Below are 23,457 nucleotides of genomic sequence, written 5' to 3'. Positions count from 1 at the left end.
GACGACGAGGCGAGCCATGGACCAGAACACCGAGATCACCGACATGTCGCTTGCCGACAAGATTGCGCTGGGAAGCGGAGCGGACTTCTGGACCACCCGCGCTGCCGGATCCGTGCCGTCGCTGATGCTGACCGACGGCCCACACGGCGTCCGAAAGCAGACCGGGGCGACGGATCACCTCGGACTTGCCGGCAGCGCCCCTGCAACATGTTTTCCGCCCGCTGTGGGACTGGGCCAGTCCTGGGACCCCGAACTGGTCGGTCGCGTCGGCGAGGCCCTCGGCGTCGAAGCCCGCGCCCTCGATGTCGACGTGCTTCTCGGCCCCGGCGTGAACATCAAGCGAGACCCCCGCTGCGGCAGGAACTTCGAGTACCTCTCCGAGGACCCTGTCGTGGCAGGTATCCTGGGTGCGGCGTGGGTGAGCGGTCTGCAGAGAACCGGCGTAGGGGCGTCGCTGAAGCACTTCGCGCTGAACAACACCGAGCACGATCGAATGCGGTCGAGCTCGGACGTCGATGCGCGGCCGCTCCGCGAGATCTACCTGAACGCTTTCTCCCACATCGTGCGCACCGCGAACCCGTGGACGGTGATGTGCTCGTACAACAAGATCAACGGCGTCTACGCCTCCGAGAACACGTGGCTGCTGACGGACGTGTTGCGCGGTGAGTGGGGTTTCGACGGCGTCGTCGTCAGCGACTGGGGTGCCGTCGCCGACCGTCCGACGTCGGTTGCGGCCGGTCTGGACCTCGAAATGCCCGGCCGCGGCGGCGCAACCGATGCACAGGTCGAGTCGGCCGTGAAGTCCGGCGCAGTTCCGATGGCTGCAGTCGACCGCGCAGCCGAGGCCGTCGCCCGACTCGCAGGACGCGTGCGCCGCAATGACGGAGCCACCGCGCCCGACCTCGATGCTCATCATGCCCTGGCACGCGAAGTAGCTGCTCGGAGCGTCGTTCTGCTGAAGAACGACCGCGACGTTCTCCCTCTGCGAACCGATCACCGGATAGCCGTGATCGGCGAGTTCGCACAGGAGCCGCGTTATCAAGGCGGTGGCAGCTCGCACGTCAATCCCACCCACCTCGACGTGCCAGTCGACGAAATCCGGCGGCACGCATCGTCCGTCACATACCACCAAGGCTTCACGACGACCGACAACCCACCGCATGCCGACGCTTCACTGCATGCCGACGCGGTCGCTGCTGCCGCCGACGCGGACGTGGCCGTGGTGTTCGTCGGACTCGGCGCACGTCAGGAGTCCGAGGGATTCGACCGCGAAGACATCGACATCCCCGACGATCAGCTGGACCTGATCACAGCCATCGCGCGGACGCAGCCGAGAACCGTCGTCGTACTGTCCCACGGCGGTGTTCTTCGCCTGCAGCCGATTTCGACGATCGTCCCTGCGATCCTCGACGGCGCCCTACTCGGCCAGGCAGCAGGCGGCGCTCTCGCGGATGTACTGTTCGGCGTCGTCAATCCGTCGGGCCGATTGACCGAGACGGTCCCGGAGAGAATCCAGGACGTGCCGGCCTATCTGAACTTCCCGGGCGAGAATTCACACGTCCGCTACGGGGAAGGCATCTTCGTCGGGTATCGCTGGTACGACGCCCGCGAGATCGAGGTGACTTATCCGTTCGGACACGGATTGTCCTACACCGAGTTTCGATACTCCGATCTCGACGTGTCCGTGACGGACTCCGGCGTTACCGTGTCGGTCACCGTCACGAACTCCGGTTCCCGGTCCGGCCGCGACGTCGTTCAGGTCTACGTGGGCAAGCCCGATTCGGTGCTCGTTCGAGCGCCCCGCGAGCTGAAAGGGTTCGCCGTCACCTCCGAGCTGGATGCAGGTGCCGACGAGCGCGTCGAGATTCACCTCGACAGATCCGCGCTCGCCTACTGGGAAACTCGAACGGACCGATGGGCCGTCGAGGACGGTGACTACACCGTCGACGTCGGCGCGTCGAGTCGCGATATCCGCGCGTCGGCAACGGTGGCAATTTCCGGCGATTCCGTCGAGATCCCGCTGACCATGAACTCGACTCTCGGCGAAGCACTCGCCGACCCGCGGACCGCTCCCGCCCTGGCCGACATGTTCCCGTCCGCACCATCGGGTTCCGACGACGCACTGGGCGTCGACATGGTGCGCATGATGGCGTCGATCCCATTGAACCGACTCGTCGGATTCGGAATGGCACCGGAGGTGTTGAACGGAATCGTCGAATCGGACCGATGAGACGGATGCCACCCCTGCTGGCAGGTAGGGCGAACCCCCACCAGCGCGCAGCGTATCTGGCGGCCAGCCGCGACGACATCGTCGGCCCGGGAGACGAGAGTTTCGTTAAGAACACACCGTTCTCTCGTCTTCCGGAAGGCACCATCATGGCCAGCACTCCCACGGTTGTACTGATTCACGGCGCTTTTGCAGATGCGTCAAGCTGGACACCGGTCACACGACGGTTGATCGACAAGGGCTACCGCGTTCTCGTGCCCGCGGTGCCGAACCGCAGCCTCCTCGGAGACTCCGCGTACATCCGATCCATCGTCGAGTCGATCGAGGGACCCGTCCTCCTGGCCGGGCACTCGTACGGCGGCGCTGTCATCACGGTGGCGGGCGCCGCAGACAACGTCGTCGGCCTGGTCTACGTGTCGGGTTACGCCCTCGAGGAGGGTGAATCTCTCGGTGAGCTGCAGGGGAGGTTCCCCGACTCCGACCTCGCTGCCAATCTCGTCTACACACCCTTCCCCGTCGCGGGCTCCGAGGACGGTACCGACGTCTCGGTGAAGATCGACTCGTTTCACGAGGTCTTCGCCGCCGGCATTCCGCCGGAGACTGCCGAAGTACTCGCAGTGTCTCAACGACCTTTGGCAGCAGCGGCATTCGGTGAAGCGGCGCCCGTCGCAGCGTGGAAGACCAAGCCGGGCTGGGGAATCGTGAGCAGCAACGACCGCACCATCAACCCCGATGTGGAGCGTTTCGGTTACGAACGTGCGGGGCTGCGCTCCGTCGTCGAGATCGGTGCACCTCACCTGGTCATGATTGCCGAGCCGGCCGCGGTCGTGTCCGTCATCGAGGAGGCACTGGCCGCCGTCACCGCGCCTGTGGTCTGACCCCGGCTCGGTCACGACTCGTCGAGGCGCCCCAGCAGGTCGACGGCGGCGCGGGTGTACTCCCCTATCCACCGGTCCGAGATTCGCTTGATCGGCAGCGGCGCCAAGGCGAGGTGGCGCTCGCGGCCGATCTTGCGACCGGTCACGAGTTCGGCGGATTCGAGGACTCGCAGGTGCTGCAGCGCTGTCGTCCGGTCGATGTCGGGAAACAGCGCACACAGTTCGCCCGTGCTGCGGGGAGCTTCTTTCAGGGCGTCCAGCATGCGTCGACGTAGCGGCGATGCAAGCGCTTTGAACACGCGGTCGTCGTCGTCACCCTTGTGCCCGGAAGCCATCATGTTGTAAAAATACAACATGTCTGAGAATCTGACCGAACTGTCCTTCACCGTGTCGGGACGAATTTCCCGACCCGTCGCCGATGTCTACGAGGCCGTCGCCGACCCCGAGCAGCTGTCGAGGTACTTCACCACCGGAGGTGCACGCGGGCGGCTCGACGCGGGCACCGAGGTGACCTGGGATTTCCACGACTTTCCCGGCGCGTTCCCCGTTCAGGTGATCGACGCCGATCCACCCAACCGGATCGTGATCAGGTGGGACGGCGAAGGTACGTCCTCCGACGACGGGAGCACCACGACGACCTTCGAGTTCGAGCCACTCGATGACGACACCAGGACACTCGTGACGATCACGGAGTCCTCGTGGAGGCCGACGCCTGCCGGTGCAAAGAGCGCGTTCGGCAACTGCCAGGGCTGGACGGGAATGCTCGCTGCCCTCAAGGTGTGGGTGGAGCACGGAATCAACCTGCGCGAGGGGTTCTACAAGTAGAGCAGCATAATTGGGCCCCATGAGCCAAAGACAGAACATCTCGTCCGGGTCCGAGTGGGAACCCAAGATCGGGTACAGCCGCGCAGTCCGGATCGGCAACCACATTGCGGTGTCCGGCACCACCGGTCAGGGAGCAACCGCGGCCGAGCAGGCCCGAGCCGCACTCGAAACCATCGAACGCGCGCTCGTGGAGGCGGGTGGTTCGCTGCAGGACGTCATCCGCACCCGCATCTACCTGACCGATGTGTCGCTGTGGCAGGAGGTCGCCGCAGTCCACGGCGAGATCTTCGCCTCGATTCGTCCGGCGTCGACGCTTCTCGGAGTCGGCGCACTCATCGACGAAGCACTGTTCGTGGAGATCGAAGCCGACGCGATCGTGTCCTGACACCACCCCGACTCCGAGCCCGCGCAAGGTGCCCCGGTAGAAGTCCGGGGCACCCTGACGTGCATCCAGGCCTTCCGAATCACTGCCGCTCGGCGGACATGTCGCCTGTCTGCGGCGTGCCGTCGAGTCGCCCGTACTGGAGGTAGGTGACGCCGTTGTCCGTGGCCTCCGGCGGAGCCAGCAACTCGAGGTTGGTGGGGACCGCACCACCGTCGAACACCTTCTTGCCCACTCCGAGAACTATGGGATACAGCCACAGATCGATGCGGTCGAAGAGCTTCTCGCGCACCAGCGTCTGCACGAAGTTCAGGCTCCCGACGACCTTGATGTCCTGGTGCCGATTCTTGATCTCCCCTATCGCCGACGCCAGGTCGGAGCCCAGGTGCGTGGCACCGTTCCACGACAGATCGGGCGTGCCGCGCGACGCCACGTACTTGGGGACGCGGTTGAACAATGTCGCGATCGAATCGTCCTGACCACCTTCCTGGTGCGGCCAGTACGCGGCGAAGATGTCGTACGTTCGACGCCCGAGCAGTAACGCTTCGGTTCCCTCGTACGCAGCCTGCACCTGAGCTCCGGTGAGTTCGTGCATGAGAGGCGCTTGCCATCCTCCGAAGGGAAACCCGGTGGGATCCTCTTCGGGGCCTCCCGGCGCTTGAGCCACGAGGTCGAGCGTTGCGAACAGTTCCAGCCGTATCGTGCCCATGTTCTTTCTCCTTCGAGGTCGTCTGCAGTACCGACCGTCGTGTCGCTCGAAATTCATCGCTGCCGTCTTGTTCGCGTCAGAACTCGGTTCGGTCCCGTAAAGGATCCGTAAGGATCCGTTCCGCGGCGCACACACGGCAGTAGACATGCAGTCGACCGGCAGGCACTGGGCCGCCGGAACGCTACGAAAAAGAGGGCGAAGAAATTCATGGCTGATCTCGGCTACCTCGTGGTCATGGCCGGCGGATTCGGTGTGTGCGCACTGATCCTGAAGGCCATCGCCTCGAACGGGGTGTCCAAATGACACTCGACGGCGCAATCAGCGTGATCCTGCTGGTGATCGCGGCCGCAACGATCGTGTACCTGTTCGTTGCACTCGTCGATCCCGAAAGGTTCTGACGGCGATGAACTCTGCTCTGGCTTCTGCCCTTCAGATCGGCGTCGTGGCAGTCGTACTCGCGGCCGCCTACGTCCCGCTGGGCGACTACATGGCGAAAGTGTTCGCGCACGACAGCGACCGAGCACCGGACGTCGCCTCCGCCTCGGGTGGGGCGGCGACCGTGGTGCGGTCACCGGCGATGGCGGACCTCCGCGTCGAGACCTGGATCTACCGGTTGTGTCGGATCGATTCACGGTCGCAGCAGACCTGGATCGGGTACTCGTTGTCCGTTCTGGGATTCTCGATTGCGAGTGCGTTCTTTCTTTATGTGCTGCAACGAGTTCAGGGCGTGCTCCCGCTGAACGGTGGCCTACCCGGCGTCAGTCCCTCGGTTGCGTTCAACACGGCGATATCGTTCGTGGCCAACACGAACTGGCAGTCCTACGTGCCGGAGACGACGATGTCGAACTTCACTCAGCCCGTAGGACTTGCCGTGCAGAACTTCGTGTCGGCGGCCGTCGGGCTTTCGGTGGCCATCGCAGTTGTCCGTGGATTCGTCCGCGTACGGACGGGCGGTGAACTCGGCAACTTCTGGGTCGACCTCGTACGCGGTTCACTTCGCATCCTGCTCCCTTTGTCCTTCGTAGTCGCCCTGATCCTGTTGACCCAGGGCGTTGTGCAGTCCTTCGCCAGCAGTTTCGCGTCCACCGGACTCGACGGGTCGACGGCCGGTAATGCGCTGGCTCCTGCCGCATCGCAGGAAGCCATCAAGGAGCTCGGTACCAACGGTGGCGGCATCTTCGCCGCCAACTCGGCGCATCCGTTCGAGAATCCGACGCCGTTGTCCAACGTCGTACAGATCATCTCCATCTTGCTCGTCCCGGTGGCATTGACCCGGACGTTCGGAACCATGGTCGGCGATCGAAAGCAAGGCCTGACACTGCTCGCCGTGGTGACAGTTCTCTTCGGCGCCCTGCTCGCGGTGACCGCTGCTGCAGAATCGGGCGCACGCGGTGTGGCTGCCCAAGCCGCCGGAGTGATGCTCGAAGGCAAGGAAGTTCGTTTCGGCATCCCTGGATCCACGTTGTTCGCCGTGGCGACCACCGGTACGTCCACCGGCGCGGTCAATTCCGCACACGACAGCATGTCCCCACTGGGCGGCGGTGCGGTGCTACTGAACATGCTGCTGGGTGAAATCGCCCCGGGCGGTGTGGGAACCGGCTTGTACGGCCTACTCGTCCTCGCCGTCATCGCAGTCTTCGTCGGCGGTCTGCTCGTCGGCCGAACACCCGAGTATCTCGGTAAGAAGATCGGCCAACGCCAGATAACCCTCGCCGCACTGTCGGTGCTCGTCATGCCCGCGTTGGTTCTCACCGGTACGGCGATCACCGTGATCCTGTCGTCCACCACCGGTTTTCAGGGCAACGCCGGTGAACCGGGCACTCCCGGTTCCATCCACGGTTTCACGGAGGTGCTCTACGCGTTCGCCTCCGCTGCCAACAACAACGGCAGCGCTTTCGGTGGGCTCACCGTCACGAGCGACTGGTTCCAGACATCGCTCGGCGTCGCGATGCTGCTCGGTCGCTTCCTCCCGATCATTTTCGTCCTGGCACTCGCCGGATCACTCGTCACCCAGCGGCGCAGCGCACCGAATCCTGGAACCCTGCCCACCACCGGTCCGTTGTTCTCGGTCCTGGTACTGGGAACCGTGGTTCTCGTTGCGGCACTGACATTCTTCCCGGCCCTCGCTCTGGGCCCGATAGCAGAGGCATTGCAATGACCATCACCACCTCCCCGCTCCTCGCAGACGAATCCGACGTCGACGAGTCACCGTCACCGGTCAGGTCGGGATATTTCAGTCCACGTCAGTTGTGGACTTCGCTGCCGAACGCCGCGGCCAAACTCGATCCCCGGCATCTCGCACGCAACCCCGTGATGTTCGTCGTCTTCGTCGGATCGGTGGTCTGCACGGTCCTCGCCGTGCTGTCCCCGTCGGTGTTCGCGTGGCTCGTCGCGGCATGGTTGTGGTTCACCCTCCTGTTCGCGAACCTCGCCGAGTCCGTCGCCGAGGGGCGCGGAAAAGCACAGGCCGCCAGCCTGAGAGCCGTCAAACGCGACACCGTCGCCAAGCGTCGGGCAACCGACGGAAGCATCGAGGAAGTTCCGGGTACGGACCTGCGCGTCGGGGATCACGTGGTCGTCTCCGCAGGAGAGGTCATCCCAGGCGACGGCGACGTCATCGAGGGAATCGCGACGGTCGACGAGTCCGCCATCACCGGCGAATCCGCACCCGTAGTACGTGAATCGGGCGGCGACCGGTCCGCGGTCACCGGTGGCACCACAGTTCTCTCGGATCGTATCGTCGTCGAGATCACGTCCGCGCAGGGCGAGACGTTCGTGGATCGGATGATCGCTCTCGTCGAGGGCGCCTCGAGGCAGAAGACCCCGAACGAGATCGCGCTCGACATCCTGCTGGCGTCCCTGACGATCATCTTCCTTCTCGCCGTCGTCGCGATCGGTCCCATGGGCGCGTACGCGGGTGAGGCGCAGGATCCCGTCAAACTGATCGCGCTGCTCGTCTGCCTGATCCCGACGACCATCGGCGCCCTGCTGTCGGCAATCGGGATTGCCGGGATGGACCGGTTGGTCCAGCGCAACGTGCTGGCCATGTCCGGGCGCGCCGTCGAGGCAGCAGGCGACATAGACACTCTGTTGATGGACAAGACCGGCACGATCACCTACGGAAACCGCCGCGCCACCGGGCTCCATCCGATTCCAGGCGTCACGGCCGACGAATTGGCTGCGGCCGCCCGGTTGTCCTCCCTCGCGGACGGAACGCCGGAGGGGCGCAGCATCGTGGATCTGTGCGCGCTCGATTTCGGATTGCCCCTGCACCCGACCGAATCGGAGAAGTCAGCGGAGTTCGTCCCGTTCACCGCACAGACGCGAATGAGCGGAATCGACCTGGACGGCACTCGAATCCGCAAGGGGGCAGCGGATTCCGTCCTCGCGTGGGTCGACTCCCACGTGCGTGGAAATGTAGGCCCTGGCCTACATTTCCACGCACAGGAGACCGTCACCTCGATCGCGGAGATGGGCGGCACTCCCCTGGTCGTCGCCTCCGCCGGACAGGACGACTCGGCGCGTGTCCTCGGCGTGATCGAGTTGTCGGATGTGGTCAAGCCTCGAATCGCGGAACGTTTCGCGCAACTACGCGCAATGGGAATCCGCACGGTCATGGTCACCGGCGACAATCCGAAGACCGCCAAAGCAATTGCCGCACAGGCCGGGGTGGACGACTTCCTGGCCGAGGCCACCCCCGAGGACAAGCTGGAACTGATTCGCCGAGAACAGCAGGGTGGTCGTCTCGTGGCCATGACGGGTGACGGGACCAACGACGCTCCTGCCTTGGCGCAGGCGGACGTCGGCGTCGCCATGAACACCGGCACATCGGCCGCGAAAGAAGCCGGCAACATGGTCGATCTCGACTCCGATCCCACGAAACTCATCGAGGTCGTCGAGATCGGAAAACAGCTGCTGATCACGCGGGGAGCGCTGACGACCTTCTCGCTCGCCAACGATCTCGCGAAGTACTTCGCCATCCTGCCGGCACTGTTCAGCGTGGTGTATCCGCAACTCGGCACGTTGAACATCATGGGGCTGGCAACGCCGGAATCGGCCATTCTGTCGGCGGTGATCTTCAATGCACTGGTCATCATCGGGTTGATCCCCCTGTCGCTGAAAGGCGTTCGTTACGTGCCGTCCAACGCGGGGACGTTGCTTCGGCGGAACCTTCTCGTCTACGGAGTCGGTGGTGTGATCACCCCGTTCATCGGTATCTGGCTCATCGATCTCGTTGTTCGTTTCATCCCAGGGATAGGCTGACATGCGCTTCGTTCAAAGGTTCTTCGGTCAGATCGTCGCCGGACTCGCCGTCCTGTTGACACTCACGGTGATTCTGGGCGTCGGGTACCCGGCCGCAGTGTGGGCGGTGAGCAGGCTCGGATCGGACTCCGCGGAAGGGTCGCCGTTGACCGACAGCGCCGGCTGCGTGGTCGGCAGCAGCTTGATCGGCGTGGACCCTCAGGTCGAGGACGGCATGCCGGATCCGTTCTTCCACACCCGGGTCACCGGATCGGTGGCCGACGAGGACGCGTTCGCACCGGGTGATCCTGCCGCCGCACTTCCCTCGAACCAGGGACCGAGCAGCGAGACGCTTGCCGATTTCGTCGAGCAGCGACGCGTGCAGGTCGCCGAACGTGAGAACGTCGACCCGGATCAGGTTCCGGCCGACGCAGTGACCGGATCCGGATCCGGCATCGATCCACACATCAGCCCCGCCTACGCGGCAATCCAGATCGCCCGAGTCGCGGAGGTGAACGGGCTGAGTCAGGACACGGTGAGGTCCCTCGTCGACGAGTACACCTCGGGACGCCAACTCGGTTTCCTCGGCAACGAGCGAGTCGACGTGCCGGAGCTCAACGTCGCGCTGGGTCTGACCGCCCCTGGCTGCAGCTGATGTCCCCCGACGCCCGCGGTGAACTGCGCATCTATCTGGGCGCCGCTCCTGGCGTCGGGAAGACCTTCGCGATGCTCGGCGAAGCGCATCGCAGGAAGGAACGCGGATGCGATGTCGTTGCGGCCGTGGTGGAAACCCACGGCCGCGCGCGCACCGCAGCCCTGCTCGAGGGAATCGAGAACCTCCCGATGCGCACCGTGGACTATCGCGGTAGCAAAGCGCTGGACATCGACGTCGACGCCGTCATCGCGCGTGGACCTGGTCTGGTCCTCGTCGACGAGCTCGCGCACACCAACACCCCCGGCAGCCGAAACGGCAAACGCTGGATGGATGTCGAGGACTTGCTTGCCGCCGGGATCGATGTGGTGTCGACTCTCAACGTCCAACATCTCGAGAGTCTCAACGACGTCGTCGAACACATCACCGGCGTCCCGCAGCGCGAGACCGTCCCTGATTCGGTGGTCCGAGCCGCGGATCAGATCGAACTGGTGGACGTCACTCCCGAAGCACTGCGACGTCGCCTGTCGCACGGGAACATCTACGCCGCCGACAAGATCGACGCAGCACTGAGCAACTACTTTCGGCAGGGCAACCTCACTGCGCTGCGGGAACTCGCCCTTCTGTGGATCGCCGATCAGGTCGATGCGGCCCTGGCCAAATACCGAACGGCACACCGGATAACCGAGACGTGGGAGGCGCGCGAGCGGGTCGTCGTGTCGGTCACCGGTGGACCCGAATCGGAGACGCTGGTGCGTCGGGCGCGGCGTATCGCATCGAAGTCGTCCGCGGATCTGATGGTGCTGCACGTCATTCGAGGAGATGGGCTCAGCGGAGTGTCGGCGCCGCAGATGGGTAAGGTCCGCGCATTGGCCGAGCGTCTCGGCGCCAGCATGCACAGTGTCGTCGGCGACGATGTTCCTGTCACCCTGCTGGAGTTCGCCCGCGGCGTGAACGCAACCCAGTTGGTGATCGGAACGTCGAGACGCTCTCGGTGGGCCCGCATTCTCGACGAGGGTATCGGTGCTGCCGTGATCCAGAAGTCGGGGAAGATCGACGTCCACATGGTCACGCACGACGAGGTCAGCCGCGGGTGGCGTCTGTCCCGACTGATCAGACCCGATCCGACGCACCGGCGGATTATCTCCTGGGCGGCAGCCGTCGTCGTCCCGTTCCTGTCGGCGCTGGCGATGCTGCTCGTGGACCCCTATCTCGACCTCGGCGGCGAGAGTGCCTTGTTCTTCATGGTGGTTCTTGCAGTCGCATTGCTCGGTGGAGTTGCCGCAGCGGCGCTGTCGGCACTGATAGCCGGGTTGCTTCTCAATTTTTTCTTCGCCGACCCCCGCTACAGTTTCACCATCGCCGAACCGGACAATTTCGTCACGACGGTGGTGCTGCTGATCATGGCCGTCGCCGTCGCCTTCCTTGTCGATGTCGCCGCTCGCCGTGCCGCGCGGGCGAAACGTGCATCTCAGGAGGCCGAGCTGTTGACACTGTTCGCAGGCACGGTTCTGCGCGGCGGTGACCTGCACGCCTTGCTGGAGCGAGTCCGTGAAACCTATTCGCAGCGTGCAGTATCGATCATTCGACGGTCGGGCGACGTCGTCGAATCCGTCGGTAGCGACGCGCCCACCGACGCCCCCTCGGCCGACACCGCGATCGAGACGCCGGACGCCGATTTCGCGTTGCTGTTGGCCGGATCGAAAACCGGTGCACACGATCGACGAGTACTCGCAGCGGTCGCGAACCAGGCGGCGGGACTCATCCGTCAAGCCGAACTGGCCGAGGAAGCGAGCACAGCATCGGTTGTGGCGGAGGGTGACCGCTTGCGACGGGCCCTCCTGTCGTCCGTCAGCCACGACCTCCGAACTCCCCTCGCCGCTGTCAAGGCGTCGGTCTCCAGCCTGCGCAGCACCGACGTCGAATTCTCCGCCGACGACACCGCTGAGTTGCTCGCGACGATCGACGAGTCCACCGACACGTTGACCGCTCTCGTCGGGAACCTGCTCGATTCGTCTCGCCTCGCCGCCGGTGTCGTTCGGCCCACGCTGTCGACCGTTCGGGTCGAGGACGCGGTGCGAGCAGCGTGCGACTCCACTACGCGAGGCACACCCGACCTCGTCGTCGACGTCGGTGACACCACCGTCGCGGCCGACCCGATTCTGCTCGAACGGGTACTGGCCAATCTCGTCGACAACGCAGCCAGGCACGCCGCCGACACCACGATCCGGATCGGCGCCGCTACCGTCGGCGACCGCACGATCATCACTGTCGCCGACTGTGGCCCGGGGATCACGCTCGGCTCGAAAGACGCTGTCTTCGAGCCATTTCAGCGCCTCGGCGACACCGACAACACCACCGGCGTCGGCCTCGGACTGTCCGTGGTCCGCGGTTTCGTCGACGCGATGGGCGGGTCGGTCTCTGTGTCGGACACCCCCGGCGGCGGTGTCACGATGACGGTGGAGCTGGCGTCGTCCATCTCACCGACATCCGACACCTGATCAGCCCGAGTTGGCGGTGCGGCTCAGTCGCTCAACGGCCGGAGCCATTCGGCCTCGAGGTCGCCCTCGACGAGTTCGGGGAGCGCACCGAAATAGGCTTGCATGAACGGTTGCTGGAGGTGGCGGGCGATATCTGCCCCGGTCGACCATCGCTCGTAGAACGCGAACGCACCCGGCTGCGCCGGCGTGGTGTGCACCGAGTACTGCTCGTATCCTTGTTCGGCGCGTACGGCGGGAACGATCGAACGGATGAGGCGTGCGAGTGCCTCTTCTTTTCCTGCCTTGGCGCGAGCGAAACCGTACACCGCGACAGGCGTGGTCGAATTCAGTACGTCGTTGGGAACGAGGCCATCGGGAACCGTGTTGTCGTGTGTGCTCATCAGACTTCTCTCATCCAGGTCGCGGGCTGTGTGCTCGCGGCTGTGATCCACGCTAGAACCGCAACGACGACGCATCCATGGCTGAAACTCCCCGAAAAATACCCGAATGAACCATTCGAACAATCGTTATGAGCATTTCGGTGGACCGTTGCTAGTCTCGACAGGTGGATGTTCTCTCCGAGATGTTGTCGGTCTCGTCGGTACGGGGCAGTGCAGGCGCTCGGATCACCGCCGCAGGCGAATGGGGTGTGGAGTGGGCGGGAGACCGTGATGCCGTCGTGTATGCAGTCACCGCCGGGATCGCTTACCTGATCGTCGACGGTGACACACCCCGCATGTTGATGCCTGGCGACGTCGTAGTGCTCGCCCAGGGCTCGGGTCACACGCTCGCCAGTGCACCGTCGGCTCCGGTGCACTCCTGCGACAATGCGGCCGCGGTCGATGCCAGGCTCCGCGGCGCGGCCCTCGCGCTCGGGGACGGCGGCGCTCGGACCCACATCCTCGGAGCCTCGTACAGTTACGATTTCGCGGCTCCCGTTCCCGTTTTCGCGGTTCTACCTCCCGTACTTCATCTCTCTGCGCCGCAACTCGACGCGAGTGCGTCCGATATCGTCACCATCCTCGGCAGGGAGCTTGCCGCACCTGGACCCGCCACGGATCTGTTGCTGGACCGTCTGGTCGACGTCCTCCTGGTGGAAGTCATGCGAGCCTGGCTCTCGACCGACACGGAACTGTCGGCGTCCTGGTGGGGCGTTCTTCGTGACCCGTTGCTCTACTCGGCAGTCAGCAAGATCCACGAGGAGCCCGGCCGTCCGTGGACCACGGAGTCGCTGGCGCGCGAAGTGTCGACGTCGAAACAGACTTTGATGCGGCGATTCGCCGTCTTCGCCGGAACCACTCCCGGCAAGTACATGACCGACTGGCGCATGAATCTTGCAGCCCGACGGCTACGCGATACCGACGACTCCCTCGACACGATCGCAACCGATCTCGGGTACGCCAGCGAATTCGCTTTCAGTCGTGCCTTTCGCCGCGAACGACAGATCCCGCCCGGACGATACCGCTCACGATCGCGGGACGTCGGGAGCCGTTCTCGGACGCGACCGTCGTCGACAGCGGAACCGGCGCCGTCCATTGCGCCGACATCCGACACCTGATCAATCCAGGACGGAACGCAGCGCTGCCGCGAATTCGACGGGCCTGCCGGTCTGGCCGAACTCGCCGCCACAGAACCCCTGGTGTCCGCCGGGGAACACGACGGCGTCGCGGCCCAGCAGCGCAGCAACGGCATATCCAGCGCGACCGGCTAATTCACCGTCGACCGGACCGCCGGATTCCTCACCGACGGCGACGACGATGCGGGTACCGGACGCCTTCAATGCGTCTACGTCGGGCGCGAAATCCACAACGCCACCGCGCATGTTGGACATCAACGGGTCGTTGCGCGATCCATCGTCGTCCGTCGGCAGGCCGAACTGCGATGGATCCGGCGCCGGTCGATCGAGGTAGTCATGGTCGACCTCACCGCGGTGCATCACCAGCATGATGAATGCAGCCATCGCGGGGCCGGAGCCCTGCGCGTCGTAGATGGAGACCATGTCCTCGCAGACGGCGCGGATGTGGTCGCGGTCCGGCAGCGTCGCACCGGCCGGTGGTTCGTGTGCGACGAGCGTTCGAACGAGTCCGGGGTGGGCAGCCACGAATGCCAGCGCATTCACTGCTCCCCCACTGGTCGCGAAGACATCGACCGTGTCCGAGCCCAGTTCGAACAGGAGCGCGCGGAGATCGTCCGCGTGCTGAGCGGCTGTCACTGCGGCGGTGTCGTCCTCGCATGTACTGCGACCGGTGTTGCGGGGATCGTAGGTGACCACCACCCTGTCGGTGAAGTGCGACGCCAGGGTTCCGAATCCGCTTGCGTCCATAGGTGAACCGATCAACAGAAGCGGTACCGCGTCTTCGCTCGACGGACCGACGACGTCGTACGTCAGAGTTGCACCGGGCACGGTGAAAGTGTGAGTTGTCATGCTCGTGTCGACCGCGCTGGGCATGAAAACTCATCGCGGCGCCTCACGAGTCGGCTCCGAGCCTGCTGCCGACCATCTCGACGATCTCCGACGCCGCCGACCCCGTGTCGAAGGTGGGGTCCTCCAGGAATTCGTCGACGACCGCGTCGATCATCCCTCCCGCGAGGATCGCCAGTGTGCGCTCGTCCCGTCCCGGTCCCCGGTCGTCACCCCTGGCCTCGGACAACAGTCCCGCAAGGGGACGCCAGCGCTCATGCCTCTCGTGTCGGGACGCGCCGTTGTTCGCAGCTGCCAGTCCGGCCTGCACCATGGTTCGTGCGTGATCCGGATGATCCGCCAGGTATCCGATCATCGCGCGCACGTATGCCTCGGGGCGTTCCGGTGGCGGCGACGCGTCGACGTGCTCGCCGACGTGTGTGACCAGCGCGGTCAGAACATGCTGATATGCGGCCGTGAGCACCGCATCCTTGGTGTTGAAGTGGTACACCACCGTGCCCTTGACGACCCCCGCGGCATCGGCGATCCGTGCCAACGACGCGGCGGCATATCCGTGTTCGGCGACCAGTGAGACAGCTGCGGCGATGATCTGCGCACGCCGTTCGCGCTCGATTCTGGTCGGTCCATCGGCCCCTGACATACGCGCAGACATGACGTAAGGTTACCGACATCGACCAATTTTTGACCATAAGGTCAGAGGTAGTCATGGACGATCCATCGCCAACCCGCCCCAGGAGAAGGCGTCGAGCATGGGTGATTGCGGCACTCGTCGTGGCGGTAACGGTGACCGCGGGCGCATTCGCCCTCCGCACCCCCAGCCCCGTCGGTCATTGGAACTCCAAGGACAAGCACGAGAAGTTCGTGGCCGATTACCAACGCGCCTGGGAGGACATGCCGACGCCTGACCGAACCCTGGACGTACGAACGGAATTCGGATTCGTTCGTGTCTACCGCTTCGACGGCACCGGACCGACCAGGACGGAGCACCCGTTCGTGCTGCTTCCCGGTAGATCGTCACCCAGCCCTATCTGGGCCACGAACATGCCCTCGCTGCTCGCACTCGGTGACGTGTACGCACTGGACCTGCTGGGCGAACCGGGAATGAGTGTGCAAGAGGTCCCGATCGAGAACGACGACGACAACGCGGCCTGGCTCGACCAGACTCTCGAACAACTCCCCGAGGACGAATTCAACCTACTGGGCCTGTCCATCGGCGGATGGGCCGCGACCAACCTGGCAACCCATTACCCCGACCGTGTTGCCTCCCTGATGCTGATCGACCCGGCGTACACGTTCGCCACCATCCCGCTCGGGACGGCGGTTCGAGCCATCCCGGCATCTGTCTCGTGGCTACCCAAGTCCTGGCGGGATTCGTTCGCCTCGTACACAGCCGGCGGCGCACCTGTCGAGGACAACGCCGTGGCTCGGATGATCGAAACCGCCATGAGCGCCTACTCGATCAAGCTGCCGCAACCGTCGCTGATCCCCGAGAGCGACCTGGAAGGCCTCCGAATGCCTGTCCTCGCGATACTCGCCGGACGATCGGTCATGCACGACGCCTCCGACGCCGAGGAGGTCGCGCGACGTGCACTCGGCAACGGCACCGTCGTCGTCTACCCGGAGGCGTCGCACGCCGTCGGCTCCGAGGAGGCCGACCGGATCGCCGACGAGATCAGCCGATTCCTCTCGTCCTGAACCTGTATCCGGCAGTGCCTCAACAGGAGTCGACGTGCAGCCGGTGTGCACCGCAGGTCAAGCACTGGAACAGGTAGCCCGACAGATCACCTTCGACTTCCAGATACTTCCTCACGACGACGGGCTCGAAACCGGTTCCACCGTCGACATCGGCGGCGAAGTCCTTCTCGTGCAGATACACGACGAGTTCGTCCGCGCCTACGTATCCGACGAATGCGCAGGGCCTGCCACAGTGGGACCGCCATTGCTCCTGCTGCCACGAGGGGTACGACGGCGTTCGGTCGGACACCTCACGGGCCTCGTCGACATCGACGCTGATCACACCATCCGGCGACGGCGGCACGCCGTCGATACCGATCCAGTCGTTGAACTCACCGTCGAACTTTCGGGCCGCCGTACCGTCGGCGATACACCATGGACAGAGAAACTCGACCTTCGCAACGGAGTAGAACGAACCCTGGTACTTCAGGTCACTCGGTCGACCGCACGCATCGCACTCCCCCTGCGTCTCCTCGAAGAACCCGAGTTCGTACGCGCGCGGATTGAACCGAAAGACGGGCGGGCGGTCGCGGTTCACGTCCTCGATGATGACATCCACAACCCGCGACGAAATTCACCCACCTGTTGTGCGTTGCGCAGGTCTGCGTACGCACAACAGGTGGGTGAATGTGCGCCCTCGACAGCAGAAAACCCCCACCCAGGAACTGGATGGGGGTCTCGAGCTCCCCCGGCTGGACTCGAACCAGCAACCGTCCGATTAACAGTCGGAAGCTCTGCCAATTGAGCTACAGGGGATTACTCAGTGGCTTCGCACTCTCGTGCGGGCCGAGAGAAACAATAGCGCACACCCCCATGGGAGTACCAAATCGCCCTGCTCGGGCCCCGTCAGGCAGGATGGTGGGACGCGTGCACAACACTGATCTAAGGACTTGTGATGATTCGTTTGGTTCTGGCTGCTGGGGCGGCGTACGTGCTCGGAGCCAAGGCTGGTCGTGGTCGCTACGAGCAGATTCGTAAGACGGCTTCCGCCGTGGCGGGTAGCCCGGCGACCAAGAAGGTCATCGAGGTCAGCAGGCAGAAGCTGTCGGATTCGCTGAACACGCAGCCGAAGCTCGAGCCGATGAAGCCCATCGACGACGAGACGCAGCTCTACATCCCCCAGGATCAGCTGCGTAAGCGTTAGCCGGCTGCGGAGTCGTCCTCGACGTTGCCGATGGCCTGTTCGAGCAGGCTTCGTCGGTACTGTTCGAGGGCAATGACGTCGCCGAGGAGCGCGTAGTACTCGTCCTGGTTGTCCTGCGGTGACATGCGCTGCATCTTGGATTTGAGCTCGGCGACCTGCTCCCCCACCCAGACTTCCTGTAGACGAGCCAGTACCCCGCCGATGTATCGCGTGAGCGCGATGTCCGCCACCGGGATGTGCTCGACCGCGAGCTCCATCACGAGCGATTTCACGACCGCAGTTTCGGTCCGCTTGGCGACGGCGTCGACCCATTCCCCTCCGCCGAGGCCTGCGGCGGTCCCCCCTGCGGCGGTCACCGCTGCGCTGACGGCGGCGTAGGCGGGGTGAGTGAAGGTCTCGGGAGGCAGTGAGTCGAAGACCGACCCGGCGATCGCCGGGTTCTGCAGCGCGGACTTCAACGCCTCACGCTGAGGCCACAGGGACGGATCCTTGGGGTGTGGACGCGTCGGGCCTGCCGGCACCTCCGCCGGGGGCGCCTGGCGCTTGTCGAACGGTGTGCGTTTCTTCGTGTCTCCGCGTGCGCCCTTCTTGGCTTCGTCTCGAACCCGTGCGAGAACCATCGCGGTGTCGTCCCAACCGGTCCAGCCGGCGAGTTGGCGCGCGTATTCGTCGCGCAGCGATGCGTCCTTGATCCGCGCCACGACGGGGACGGTTCTGCGCAGCGCTTCGACCCGACCTTCGGGCGTGTCCAGATCATGTTCACGCAGAAGCGATTTCACGACGAAGGCGAACATCGGGGTGCGGCGTGCAACGAGGTCACGTACGGCGGGGTCGCCGGATTTCTGCCTCAGCTCGCAGGGATCCATGCCCTCGGGCGCGATGGCGACGAAGGTCTGTCCGGCAATTTTCTGATCACCCTCGAAAGCCTTCATCGCGGCCGCCTGGCCTGCGTCGTCGCCGTCGAAGGTGTAGATGACCTCGCCGCGGAAGTAGCTGTCGTCCATCATGAGTCGACGCAGCATCGCCAGGTGGTCCTCACCGAAGGCGGTGCCGCACGAGGCGACGGCGGTCTTGACGCCTGCCAGGTGCATGGCCATGACGTCGGTGTATCCCTCGACGATGACGGCCTGATGCGATTTGGCGATGTCCTTGCGTGCCATGTCGAGCCCGAACAGCACCTGAGACTTCTTGTACAGCATGGTTTCCGGCGTGTTGATGTACTTGCCGGGCATGGTGTCGTCGTCGAACAGTTTCCTGGCGCCGAAGCCGATGGTGTCGCCGCTCTGACTGCGAATCGGCCACACCAACCGTCGCCGAAACCTGTCGATGGGTGTTCCGCGCTTACCGGGTGTCGCCAAGCCCGCGTCGATGATCTCCTTGGCTTCGAAGCCGCTGGACAGCAGGTGCTTGGTCAGGGTGTCCCAGCCGTCGGGCGCGTATCCGCAGCCGTACGCCAGCGCGGCTTGGCCGTCGAAGTTGCGCTCGGTCAGGTAGTCCCGAGCGGCCTGGGCGTCGGGTTCACGCAGACGCGCGGCGTAGAACTCCTGGGCCGCAGAGTTGGCTGCGATCAACCGCGCTCGGGTGCCCCGGTCACGTTGAACCGATGGCCCTCCGCCCTCGTAGGTGATCGAGTAGTTCAGCCGGTCGGCGAGTTGCTCGACGGCTTCGACGAAGGAGATGTGCTCGATCTTCTGGAGGAAGGAGTAGGCGTCACCTCCCTCACCGCAGCCGAAGCAGTGGAAATGCCCATGGTTGGGTCGGACGTGGAACGACGGAGATTTCTCGTCGTGGAAGGGGCACAGGCCCTTCATCGAGTCGCCGCCCGCGCGCTTGAGAGAGACGTAGTCACCGACGACGTCTTCGATCCGTGTGCGTTCGCGAATGGCGGCGATGTCACGTTCAGGAATTCGGCCGGCCACGAAGGGCAGTCTAGTCCTGTCCCACGACTCCGACGAAGCGGATCAGCCCCAGCTGGCCTGAGCTCCGAGACTGCGCTTGTCGATCAGTTCGAGGCGGCTTTCGGTGTACGACGCGATCTGGTCCACCACGACTCGGGTGCGCTCGGCATCGGACTGCGCGCCGTTCCAGGCGGGGACGAAAATAGGGTCCAGCTCACCCGGCCCGGATCGTTCGACCCATTCGGCGACGCGGTGAATGCGGTCGCGTTGGCGTGCCTGCCGCACTTTGTGGCTCGCGTCGGACATCACGTAGCGCAAGGCCATCGTCTTCAGCAGAGCGACCTCGGACGCAACGATCGGCGGGATGACCAAGTCCGCGTCGTACCGGGACAAGGGTTCGGTTCCCCATTTCTGACGGGTGGCGTCGATGGCTGCGGTGGCGAATCGCCCGACCAGCTCGCTGGTCAGATGCTTCAACGCGACCGACGCGGCGAGGGTGCCGTCGAATTCACCGACAGCGAGGACCACCGGCATGCGGGACAGGCGTTCGGCGGCTTCGACGAGCTCGTTCTGGTCGAGGCCGCGAAACTCGCGAACACCGAGTTCGGCGAGCTCTCGTTGCTCGGACCGGTCGCCGAGTGACCGGAGTGCGATGCGGCCGTCGATGACGCCGTCTTCGACGTCGTGAACCGAGTAGGCGACGTCGTCGGCCCAGTCCATGGATTGGGCTTCGAGGCATTTGCGACGGTCGGGTGCGCCGTCGCGTACCCAGTCCAAGATGGCGGAATCGTCATCGTAGGCACCGAATTTCGCGCCGGGCGACGGGCGCAACCAGGGATACTTGATGGCGGCGTCGAGCGATGCGCGGGTGAGATTGAGCCCGACGCTGGTGCCGTCGGAATCGAGGATCTTGGGCTCGATTCCGGTGAGGATGCGCAGGTTCTGCGCGTTGCCCTCGAACCCGCCGCAGTTCGCGGCGACCTCGTCGAGCGCTTTCTCGCCGTTGTGCCCGTAGGGCGGGTGCCCGATGTCGTGGGCGAGACCGGCGAGGTCGACGAGGTCGGGGTCTGCGCCGAGTCCTTCCCCGATGCTGCGACCGATCTGTGCGACCTCGAGTGAATGTGTGAGCCTGGTGCGCGGAGTGTCGCCGTCGCGCGGCCCGGTCACCTGTGTCTTGTCGGCGAGCCTGCGCAATGCCGCGCAGTGCAGCACACGTGCTCGGTCGCGCGCGAACTGACTGCGATGCGACGCGTTTTCCTGCCCGCTGTCCAGCCCGGCGGTCTTGGGTGCTTCGGTGACGAATCGTTCGATGTCGTGGTCGGTGTAGTCGCTCACTGTCATTGCCCTGCCGTGTAGGAGAAGTCCGCGGTGAAGTGCGTCAGCTGATACCACAGCAACGCACCGGTCTCACGCGCGATTCCGTGGGCCTGGGACTCGCGGGTGTACACGGCCGGGCCGGTGCGGGTGGGCGATGTCCACGCTTCGAGTCCAGCGTCGCGGGCCATGGTGCGCGTGCGCAACGAATGCCACGGATCGCTCACCAGCACGACGGACGACTTACCCTGTGCGCGAAGCGTTTCGCTGACCGCCTCGATGCTTTCCAGCGTGTCCGAGCCCTGTTCGACGGCAATGATCTTGTCCGCCGGCACTCCCTGATCGATGAGGTAGTTACGGCCGGACGCAGCCTCCGTGTAGAGGTCGCCTTCCTGCTTCCCGCCGACGGTCACTATTTCCGGTGCGACCCCTTCTTCGTACAACGCGGCTGCCTGTGACAATCGAGCCTCGAACACGCTCGACGGAGTGCCCGAGTACTGCGCTGCGCCGAGCACCACGATCGCCTGTGCAGGCGTGTGGTCGTCGATCCGGGCCACCTGCCAGACCCGCACCGCGGTGCCGCCGACGACGACGAGTCCCATCAGAACTACGCCGACGACGAGCCTCGTCGTCCAGCGACCGAGCGTGCCGAAGAACCCGAGCCGCGCGGGTTCGGGCTCGGTGTATTCGTACGTCTCCCCGTAGGGATCGCCGTACGGATCGCGGTCGACAGTCGAGTTCACTCCTCGAGTTTGCCAGCCCGACCCGCGAGAAGGCGCCTGGGCACGCGGGGCGGCCTACAACCATCCCCGTTCCCGCGCGACTCGGATTGCCTCGGCTCGCGTCGTCGTACCCGTTTTTCCGATTGCCGCGGACAGGTGATTCCGTACCGTCCCTTCCGACAGATGGAGCGCAGCGGCGACTCGACCTGCGGTTCCTCCCTCGGCAGCAGCACGGAGAACTTCCTGCTCACGTGCCGTCAGCGGGGACACTCCGTCGGTCAACGTCTCGGTTGCGAGAGTGGGATCGACCACCCGCAGGCCCATGTGAACGCGCCGGACGGCGTCGGCGAGTTGGCGCGCCGGGGTGTCCTTGACGACGAAGCCATCGGCACCCGCGTCGATGGCGCGTCGCAGATATCCGGGCCGGCCGAAAGTGGTGACGATCATCACTCGGCAACCGGGGTAGTGCTTTCTCAGTTCTGCAGTCGCTGCGATGCCGTCGAGGCCAGGCATCTCTACGTCCAGCAGTGCGACGTCCGGGCGATGCTCCACGGCCGCCGCAACCACCTCGTCGCCGCGCCCGACTTCCGCGACGACCTCCAGATCGGATTCCAAGTCCAGCAGCGCCGCCAAGGCGCCTCGGACGAGAGCCTGATCGTCTGCCAACAGCAACCGGATACTCATGCCGCCACCACTTCCACCCGGAATCCACCCGCAGCTGACTTCCCCACGCTCAACGAGCCGTTCGACGCCTTCACGCGCTCGGCGAGCCCTCGCAGGCCGTGTCCGTCGTCCGAGATCCTTCCGGACGTGCCGACGCCGTCGTCGGAGATCTCGATGCGACCGGGTTCGACGACCACCGTGCACTGCCGGGCCCCACTGTGCCGGATCACGTTGGTGACCGCTTCGCGCACAGTCCACCCGAACAGTTCACGGTTGCGGAGAGGGACCACGTCGGCATCGGTGGGAAACACGGCGTCGATCCCCGCCGCGTCGAGAGCCGACCGCGCCGACGCGAGTTCCGTTGCGACGTCGACCGTGCGCATGGCCCCGACGGTGGAACGGACATCGCCGAGTGCTTCCCGAGCGAGAGCTTCCACCTCGGCGATCTCGACGGCCGCCCGGGCAGGATCGATCTCGACGAGCCGCCCGGCGAGTTCTGCTTTCACCGTGATGACGGTCAGCGAGTGCCCGAGAATGTCGTGGACATCGCGGCTCACTCGTTCACGCTCGGCGACGACGGCGAGGTCGGCGAGCTGTTGCCGTGCCTCGGCGAGTTCATGGTTGCGCTTGAAGACCTGAGTGATTCCCCAGGCCGCAACTGCGCTGATCACGAGCTGAAATGCGAAGAAGGAACCGGGATCCCAGGACGAAACGATGCGGGGCAGAAGTTCGACGACGGCGACCAGTGCGATGACAACCGCCCACGCCTGACGGGTGGACAACGTCATCATGGCGAGAACCGCCATGTAGATGGTCGCGCCGAACGCCTGACTTCCGATGAGTACCGCGAGGAACAGCGTCAGTGCCGCCATGCCGGCCAGGCTCGCCCAAGCCCATCCACGGGCGAGCGCAGGTCCTTCCCGTCGCGCAGTGCGAAATGCCCAGAACGTGACGACGAACAGGGCACCGAACGCGACGACGGCGGTCACGCCCGCCACTTTCCCGGCCAGACTGGGCAGCGCCAGGGACTCCCCCAGCGGGTACGCGAGATAGAACAGCCAGATCATGCCGAAGACCCAGCCGAAACGGAACGTCCGTCCAAGTCCCTCGGAGTCGTCCGTGTCTGACCGGGTCATGGCGAACACGCTAGTACGTGCGTGGAAAT

General features: G+C 64.8%; 23 protein-coding genes and 1 tRNA gene. 12 read left to right on the top strand and 12 right to left on the bottom strand.

Translation table 11 applies throughout. From position 1 onward, the window contains the following. Window positions 1–16: 16 nt before the first annotated feature. Together CH289_RS20295 and CH289_RS20290 are read left to right on the top strand one after the other, a co-directional pair. The gene (locus tag CH289_RS20295; protein ID WP_094728423.1) at window positions 17–2,230 is read left to right on the top strand and encodes a glycoside hydrolase family 3 C-terminal domain-containing protein; all 2,214 of its coding nucleotides are present in this window, start codon (window positions 17–19) and stop codon (window positions 2,228–2,230) included. A 5-nt stretch (window positions 2,231–2,235) separates the two neighbouring features. Next, window positions 2,236–3,105, top strand: coding sequence for an alpha/beta fold hydrolase (locus tag CH289_RS20290; protein WP_094728422.1), 870 nt, complete (start codon window positions 2,236–2,238; stop codon window positions 3,103–3,105). An 11-nt stretch (window positions 3,106–3,116) separates the two neighbouring features. Here the strand turns inward: CH289_RS20290 and CH289_RS20285 are convergent, their stop codons facing one another. Further along, on the bottom strand, window positions 3,117–3,443 hold the full coding sequence (locus tag CH289_RS20285; protein ID WP_231383829.1) for an ArsR/SmtB family transcription factor: 327 nt from the start codon (window positions 3,441–3,443) through the stop codon (window positions 3,117–3,119). Between the two features lie 16 nt (window positions 3,444–3,459). Between CH289_RS20285 and CH289_RS20280 the strand changes: the two genes are divergently transcribed. Beyond that, entirely contained in the window at window positions 3,460–3,930 is a 471-nt protein-coding gene (locus CH289_RS20280; RefSeq protein WP_094728421.1) for an SRPBCC family protein, read from the top strand. 19 nt (window positions 3,931–3,949) lie between these two features. Next, window positions 3,950–4,315 carry a RidA family protein gene (locus tag CH289_RS20275; RefSeq protein WP_019667458.1) on the top strand — a complete coding sequence of 122 codons (366 nt, stop codon included), beginning with the start codon at window positions 3,950–3,952 and terminating at the stop codon, window positions 4,313–4,315. Between the two features lie 79 nt (window positions 4,316–4,394). Here the strand turns inward: CH289_RS20275 and CH289_RS20270 are convergent, their stop codons facing one another. After that, the gene (locus tag CH289_RS20270) at window positions 4,395–5,021 is read right to left on the bottom strand and encodes a dihydrofolate reductase family protein (RefSeq protein WP_094728420.1); all 627 of its coding nucleotides are present in this window, start codon (window positions 5,019–5,021) and stop codon (window positions 4,395–4,397) included. A 299-nt stretch (window positions 5,022–5,320) separates the two neighbouring features. Here CH289_RS20270 and CH289_RS20265 point away from each other — a divergent pair, with 299 nt between their 5' ends. The 5 genes from CH289_RS20265 to CH289_RS20245 are packed head-to-tail and all read left to right on the top strand — an operon-like array spanning window position 5,321 to window position 12,416. Next, a complete protein-coding gene (locus CH289_RS20265; protein WP_019667462.1) occupies window positions 5,321–5,419 on the top strand; it encodes a potassium-transporting ATPase subunit F in 99 nt (32 codons plus the stop codon). Window positions 5,420–5,424: 5 nt separating this feature from the next. Then, complete coding sequence (gene kdpA / locus CH289_RS20260) at window positions 5,425–7,179, top strand: potassium-transporting ATPase subunit KdpA (RefSeq protein ID WP_094728419.1); 1,755 nt, start codon at window positions 5,425–5,427, stop codon at window positions 7,177–7,179. Next, window positions 7,176–9,284, top strand: a complete 2,109-nt coding sequence (gene kdpB / locus CH289_RS20255; protein ID WP_094728418.1) for a potassium-transporting ATPase subunit KdpB — start codon at window positions 7,176–7,178, stop codon at window positions 9,282–9,284. The genes kdpA and kdpB overlap by 4 nt, the downstream gene beginning before the upstream one ends. A gap of 1 nt (window position 9,285) precedes the next feature. Then, the gene (locus CH289_RS20250) at window positions 9,286–9,918 is read left to right on the top strand and encodes a potassium-transporting ATPase subunit C (RefSeq protein ID WP_037180861.1); all 633 of its coding nucleotides are present in this window, start codon (window positions 9,286–9,288) and stop codon (window positions 9,916–9,918) included. Next, window positions 9,918–12,416 carry a sensor histidine kinase gene (locus CH289_RS20245; protein WP_094728417.1) on the top strand — a complete coding sequence of 833 codons (2,499 nt, stop codon included), beginning with the start codon at window positions 9,918–9,920 and terminating at the stop codon, window positions 12,414–12,416. Before CH289_RS20250 ends, CH289_RS20245 begins: the two co-directional genes overlap by 1 nt. 23 nt (window positions 12,417–12,439) lie before the next feature. On the opposite strand, the gene CH289_RS20240 is transcribed toward CH289_RS20245, so the two are convergent. Continuing rightward, a complete protein-coding gene (locus CH289_RS20240; protein ID WP_230594138.1) occupies window positions 12,440–12,796 on the bottom strand; it encodes a putative quinol monooxygenase in 357 nt (118 codons plus the stop codon). A 164-nt stretch (window positions 12,797–12,960) separates the two neighbouring features. On the opposite strand from CH289_RS20240, the gene CH289_RS20235 reads away from it, so the two are divergent. Next, a complete protein-coding gene (locus CH289_RS20235) occupies window positions 12,961–13,953 on the top strand; it encodes an AraC family transcriptional regulator (protein WP_094626448.1) in 993 nt (330 codons plus the stop codon). On the opposite strand, the gene CH289_RS20230 is transcribed toward CH289_RS20235, so the two are convergent. Continuing rightward, window positions 13,954–14,844, bottom strand: a complete 891-nt coding sequence (locus tag CH289_RS20230) for an alpha/beta fold hydrolase (protein WP_019667469.1) — start codon at window positions 14,842–14,844, stop codon at window positions 13,954–13,956. It abuts the gene before it with no gap. 19 nt (window positions 14,845–14,863) lie between these two features. Further along, window positions 14,864–15,469: a TetR/AcrR family transcriptional regulator gene (locus tag CH289_RS20225; RefSeq protein ID WP_256977378.1), complete on the bottom strand. Its 606-nt coding sequence runs from the start codon at window positions 15,467–15,469 to the stop codon at window positions 14,864–14,866. Between the two features lie 101 nt (window positions 15,470–15,570). Here CH289_RS20225 and CH289_RS20220 point away from each other — a divergent pair, with 101 nt between their 5' ends. Then, window positions 15,571–16,512, top strand: a complete 942-nt coding sequence (locus CH289_RS20220) for an alpha/beta fold hydrolase (RefSeq protein ID WP_037180872.1) — start codon at window positions 15,571–15,573, stop codon at window positions 16,510–16,512. Window positions 16,513–16,531: 19 nt separating this feature from the next. On the opposite strand, the gene CH289_RS20215 is transcribed toward CH289_RS20220, so the two are convergent. Continuing rightward, entirely contained in the window at window positions 16,532–17,089 is a 558-nt protein-coding gene (locus tag CH289_RS20215) for a CbrC family protein (protein WP_179276839.1), read from the bottom strand. 145 nt (window positions 17,090–17,234) lie between these two features. Next, window positions 17,235–17,307, bottom strand: a tRNA-Asn gene (locus CH289_RS20210). A 139-nt stretch (window positions 17,308–17,446) separates the two neighbouring features. Here CH289_RS20210 and CH289_RS20205 point away from each other — a divergent pair. Further along, complete coding sequence (locus CH289_RS20205) at window positions 17,447–17,695, top strand: hypothetical protein (protein ID WP_020111626.1); 249 nt, start codon at window positions 17,447–17,449, stop codon at window positions 17,693–17,695. On the opposite strand, the gene dnaG is transcribed toward CH289_RS20205, so the two are convergent. Genes dnaG through CH289_RS20180 form a run of 5 tightly spaced genes read right to left on the bottom strand, consistent with a single transcriptional unit; the run spans window position 17,692 to window position 23,428 of the window. After that, window positions 17,692–19,614 (bottom strand): DNA primase, encoded by a 1,923-nt coding sequence (dnaG, locus tag CH289_RS20200; RefSeq protein ID WP_019667474.1) that lies wholly within the window; start codon window positions 19,612–19,614, stop codon window positions 17,692–17,694. The two genes, CH289_RS20205 and dnaG, sit on opposite strands and share 4 nt — an antisense overlap. Before the next feature lie 42 nt (window positions 19,615–19,656). Next, window positions 19,657–20,934 (bottom strand): deoxyguanosinetriphosphate triphosphohydrolase, encoded by a 1,278-nt coding sequence (locus CH289_RS20195; RefSeq protein WP_094724322.1) that lies wholly within the window; start codon window positions 20,932–20,934, stop codon window positions 19,657–19,659. Next, entirely contained in the window at window positions 20,931–21,650 is a 720-nt protein-coding gene (locus tag CH289_RS20190; RefSeq protein ID WP_019667476.1) for a YdcF family protein, read from the bottom strand. The genes CH289_RS20195 and CH289_RS20190 overlap by 4 nt, the downstream gene beginning before the upstream one ends. Before the next feature lie 54 nt (window positions 21,651–21,704). Beyond that, the gene (locus CH289_RS20185; RefSeq protein WP_019667477.1) at window positions 21,705–22,313 is read right to left on the bottom strand and encodes a response regulator transcription factor; all 609 of its coding nucleotides are present in this window, start codon (window positions 22,311–22,313) and stop codon (window positions 21,705–21,707) included. Beyond that, on the bottom strand, window positions 22,310–23,428 hold the full coding sequence (locus CH289_RS20180; RefSeq protein ID WP_230594135.1) for a sensor histidine kinase: 1,119 nt from the start codon (window positions 23,426–23,428) through the stop codon (window positions 22,310–22,312). The genes CH289_RS20185 and CH289_RS20180 overlap by 4 nt, the downstream gene beginning before the upstream one ends. Between the last annotated feature and the right edge of the window lie 29 nt (window positions 23,429–23,457).

Source organism: Rhodococcus sp. RS1C4 (assembly GCF_002258225.1).
In the GTDB taxonomy this organism is placed as follows: Bacteria; Actinomycetota; Actinomycetes; order Mycobacteriales; family Mycobacteriaceae; genus Rhodococcoides; species Rhodococcoides fascians_E.
The sequence above is the reverse complement of the archived record's forward strand: the minus strand, read 5'-3'. Positions and strand labels throughout refer to the sequence as shown.

What these genes read in the sequence shown, in the direction of transcription:
- CH289_RS20295 (WP_094728423.1), top strand. Translation starts at nt 17, where the DNA reads ATGGACCAGAACACCGAGATCACCGACATGTCGCTTGCCGACAAGATT.
- CH289_RS20290 (WP_094728422.1), top strand. Translation starts at nt 2,236, where the DNA reads ATGCCACCCCTGCTGGCAGGTAGGGCGAACCCCCACCAGCGCGCAGCG.
- CH289_RS20285 (WP_231383829.1), bottom strand. Translation starts at nt 3,443, where the DNA reads ATGATGGCTTCCGGGCACAAGGGTGACGACGACGACCGCGTGTTCAAA.
- CH289_RS20280 (WP_094728421.1), top strand. Translation starts at nt 3,460, where the DNA reads ATGTCTGAGAATCTGACCGAACTGTCCTTCACCGTGTCGGGACGAATT.
- CH289_RS20275 (WP_019667458.1), top strand. Translation starts at nt 3,950, where the DNA reads ATGAGCCAAAGACAGAACATCTCGTCCGGGTCCGAGTGGGAACCCAAG.
- CH289_RS20270 (WP_094728420.1), bottom strand. Translation starts at nt 5,021, where the DNA reads ATGGGCACGATACGGCTGGAACTGTTCGCAACGCTCGACCTCGTGGCT.
- CH289_RS20265 (WP_019667462.1), top strand. Translation starts at nt 5,321, where the DNA reads ATGACACTCGACGGCGCAATCAGCGTGATCCTGCTGGTGATCGCGGCC.
- kdpA (WP_094728419.1), top strand. Translation starts at nt 5,425, where the DNA reads ATGAACTCTGCTCTGGCTTCTGCCCTTCAGATCGGCGTCGTGGCAGTC.
- kdpB (WP_094728418.1), top strand. Translation starts at nt 7,176, where the DNA reads ATGACCATCACCACCTCCCCGCTCCTCGCAGACGAATCCGACGTCGAC.
- CH289_RS20250 (WP_037180861.1), top strand. Translation starts at nt 9,286, where the DNA reads ATGCGCTTCGTTCAAAGGTTCTTCGGTCAGATCGTCGCCGGACTCGCC.
- CH289_RS20245 (WP_094728417.1), top strand. Translation starts at nt 9,918, where the DNA reads ATGTCCCCCGACGCCCGCGGTGAACTGCGCATCTATCTGGGCGCCGCT.
- CH289_RS20240 (WP_230594138.1), bottom strand. Translation starts at nt 12,796, where the DNA reads ATGAGCACACACGACAACACGGTTCCCGATGGCCTCGTTCCCAACGAC.
- CH289_RS20230 (WP_019667469.1), bottom strand. Translation starts at nt 14,844, where the DNA reads ATGCCCAGCGCGGTCGACACGAGCATGACAACTCACACTTTCACCGTG.
- CH289_RS20225 (WP_256977378.1), bottom strand. Translation starts at nt 15,469, where the DNA reads ATGTCTGCGCGTATGTCAGGGGCCGATGGACCGACCAGAATCGAGCGC.
- CH289_RS20205 (WP_020111626.1), top strand. Translation starts at nt 17,447, where the DNA reads ATGATTCGTTTGGTTCTGGCTGCTGGGGCGGCGTACGTGCTCGGAGCC.
- CH289_RS20195 (WP_094724322.1), bottom strand. Translation starts at nt 20,934, where the DNA reads ATGACAGTGAGCGACTACACCGACCACGACATCGAACGATTCGTCACC.
- CH289_RS20185 (WP_019667477.1), bottom strand. Translation starts at nt 22,313, where the DNA reads ATGAGTATCCGGTTGCTGTTGGCAGACGATCAGGCTCTCGTCCGAGGC.
- CH289_RS20180 (WP_230594135.1), bottom strand. Translation starts at nt 23,428, where the DNA reads ATGACCCGGTCAGACACGGACGACTCCGAGGGACTTGGACGGACGTTC.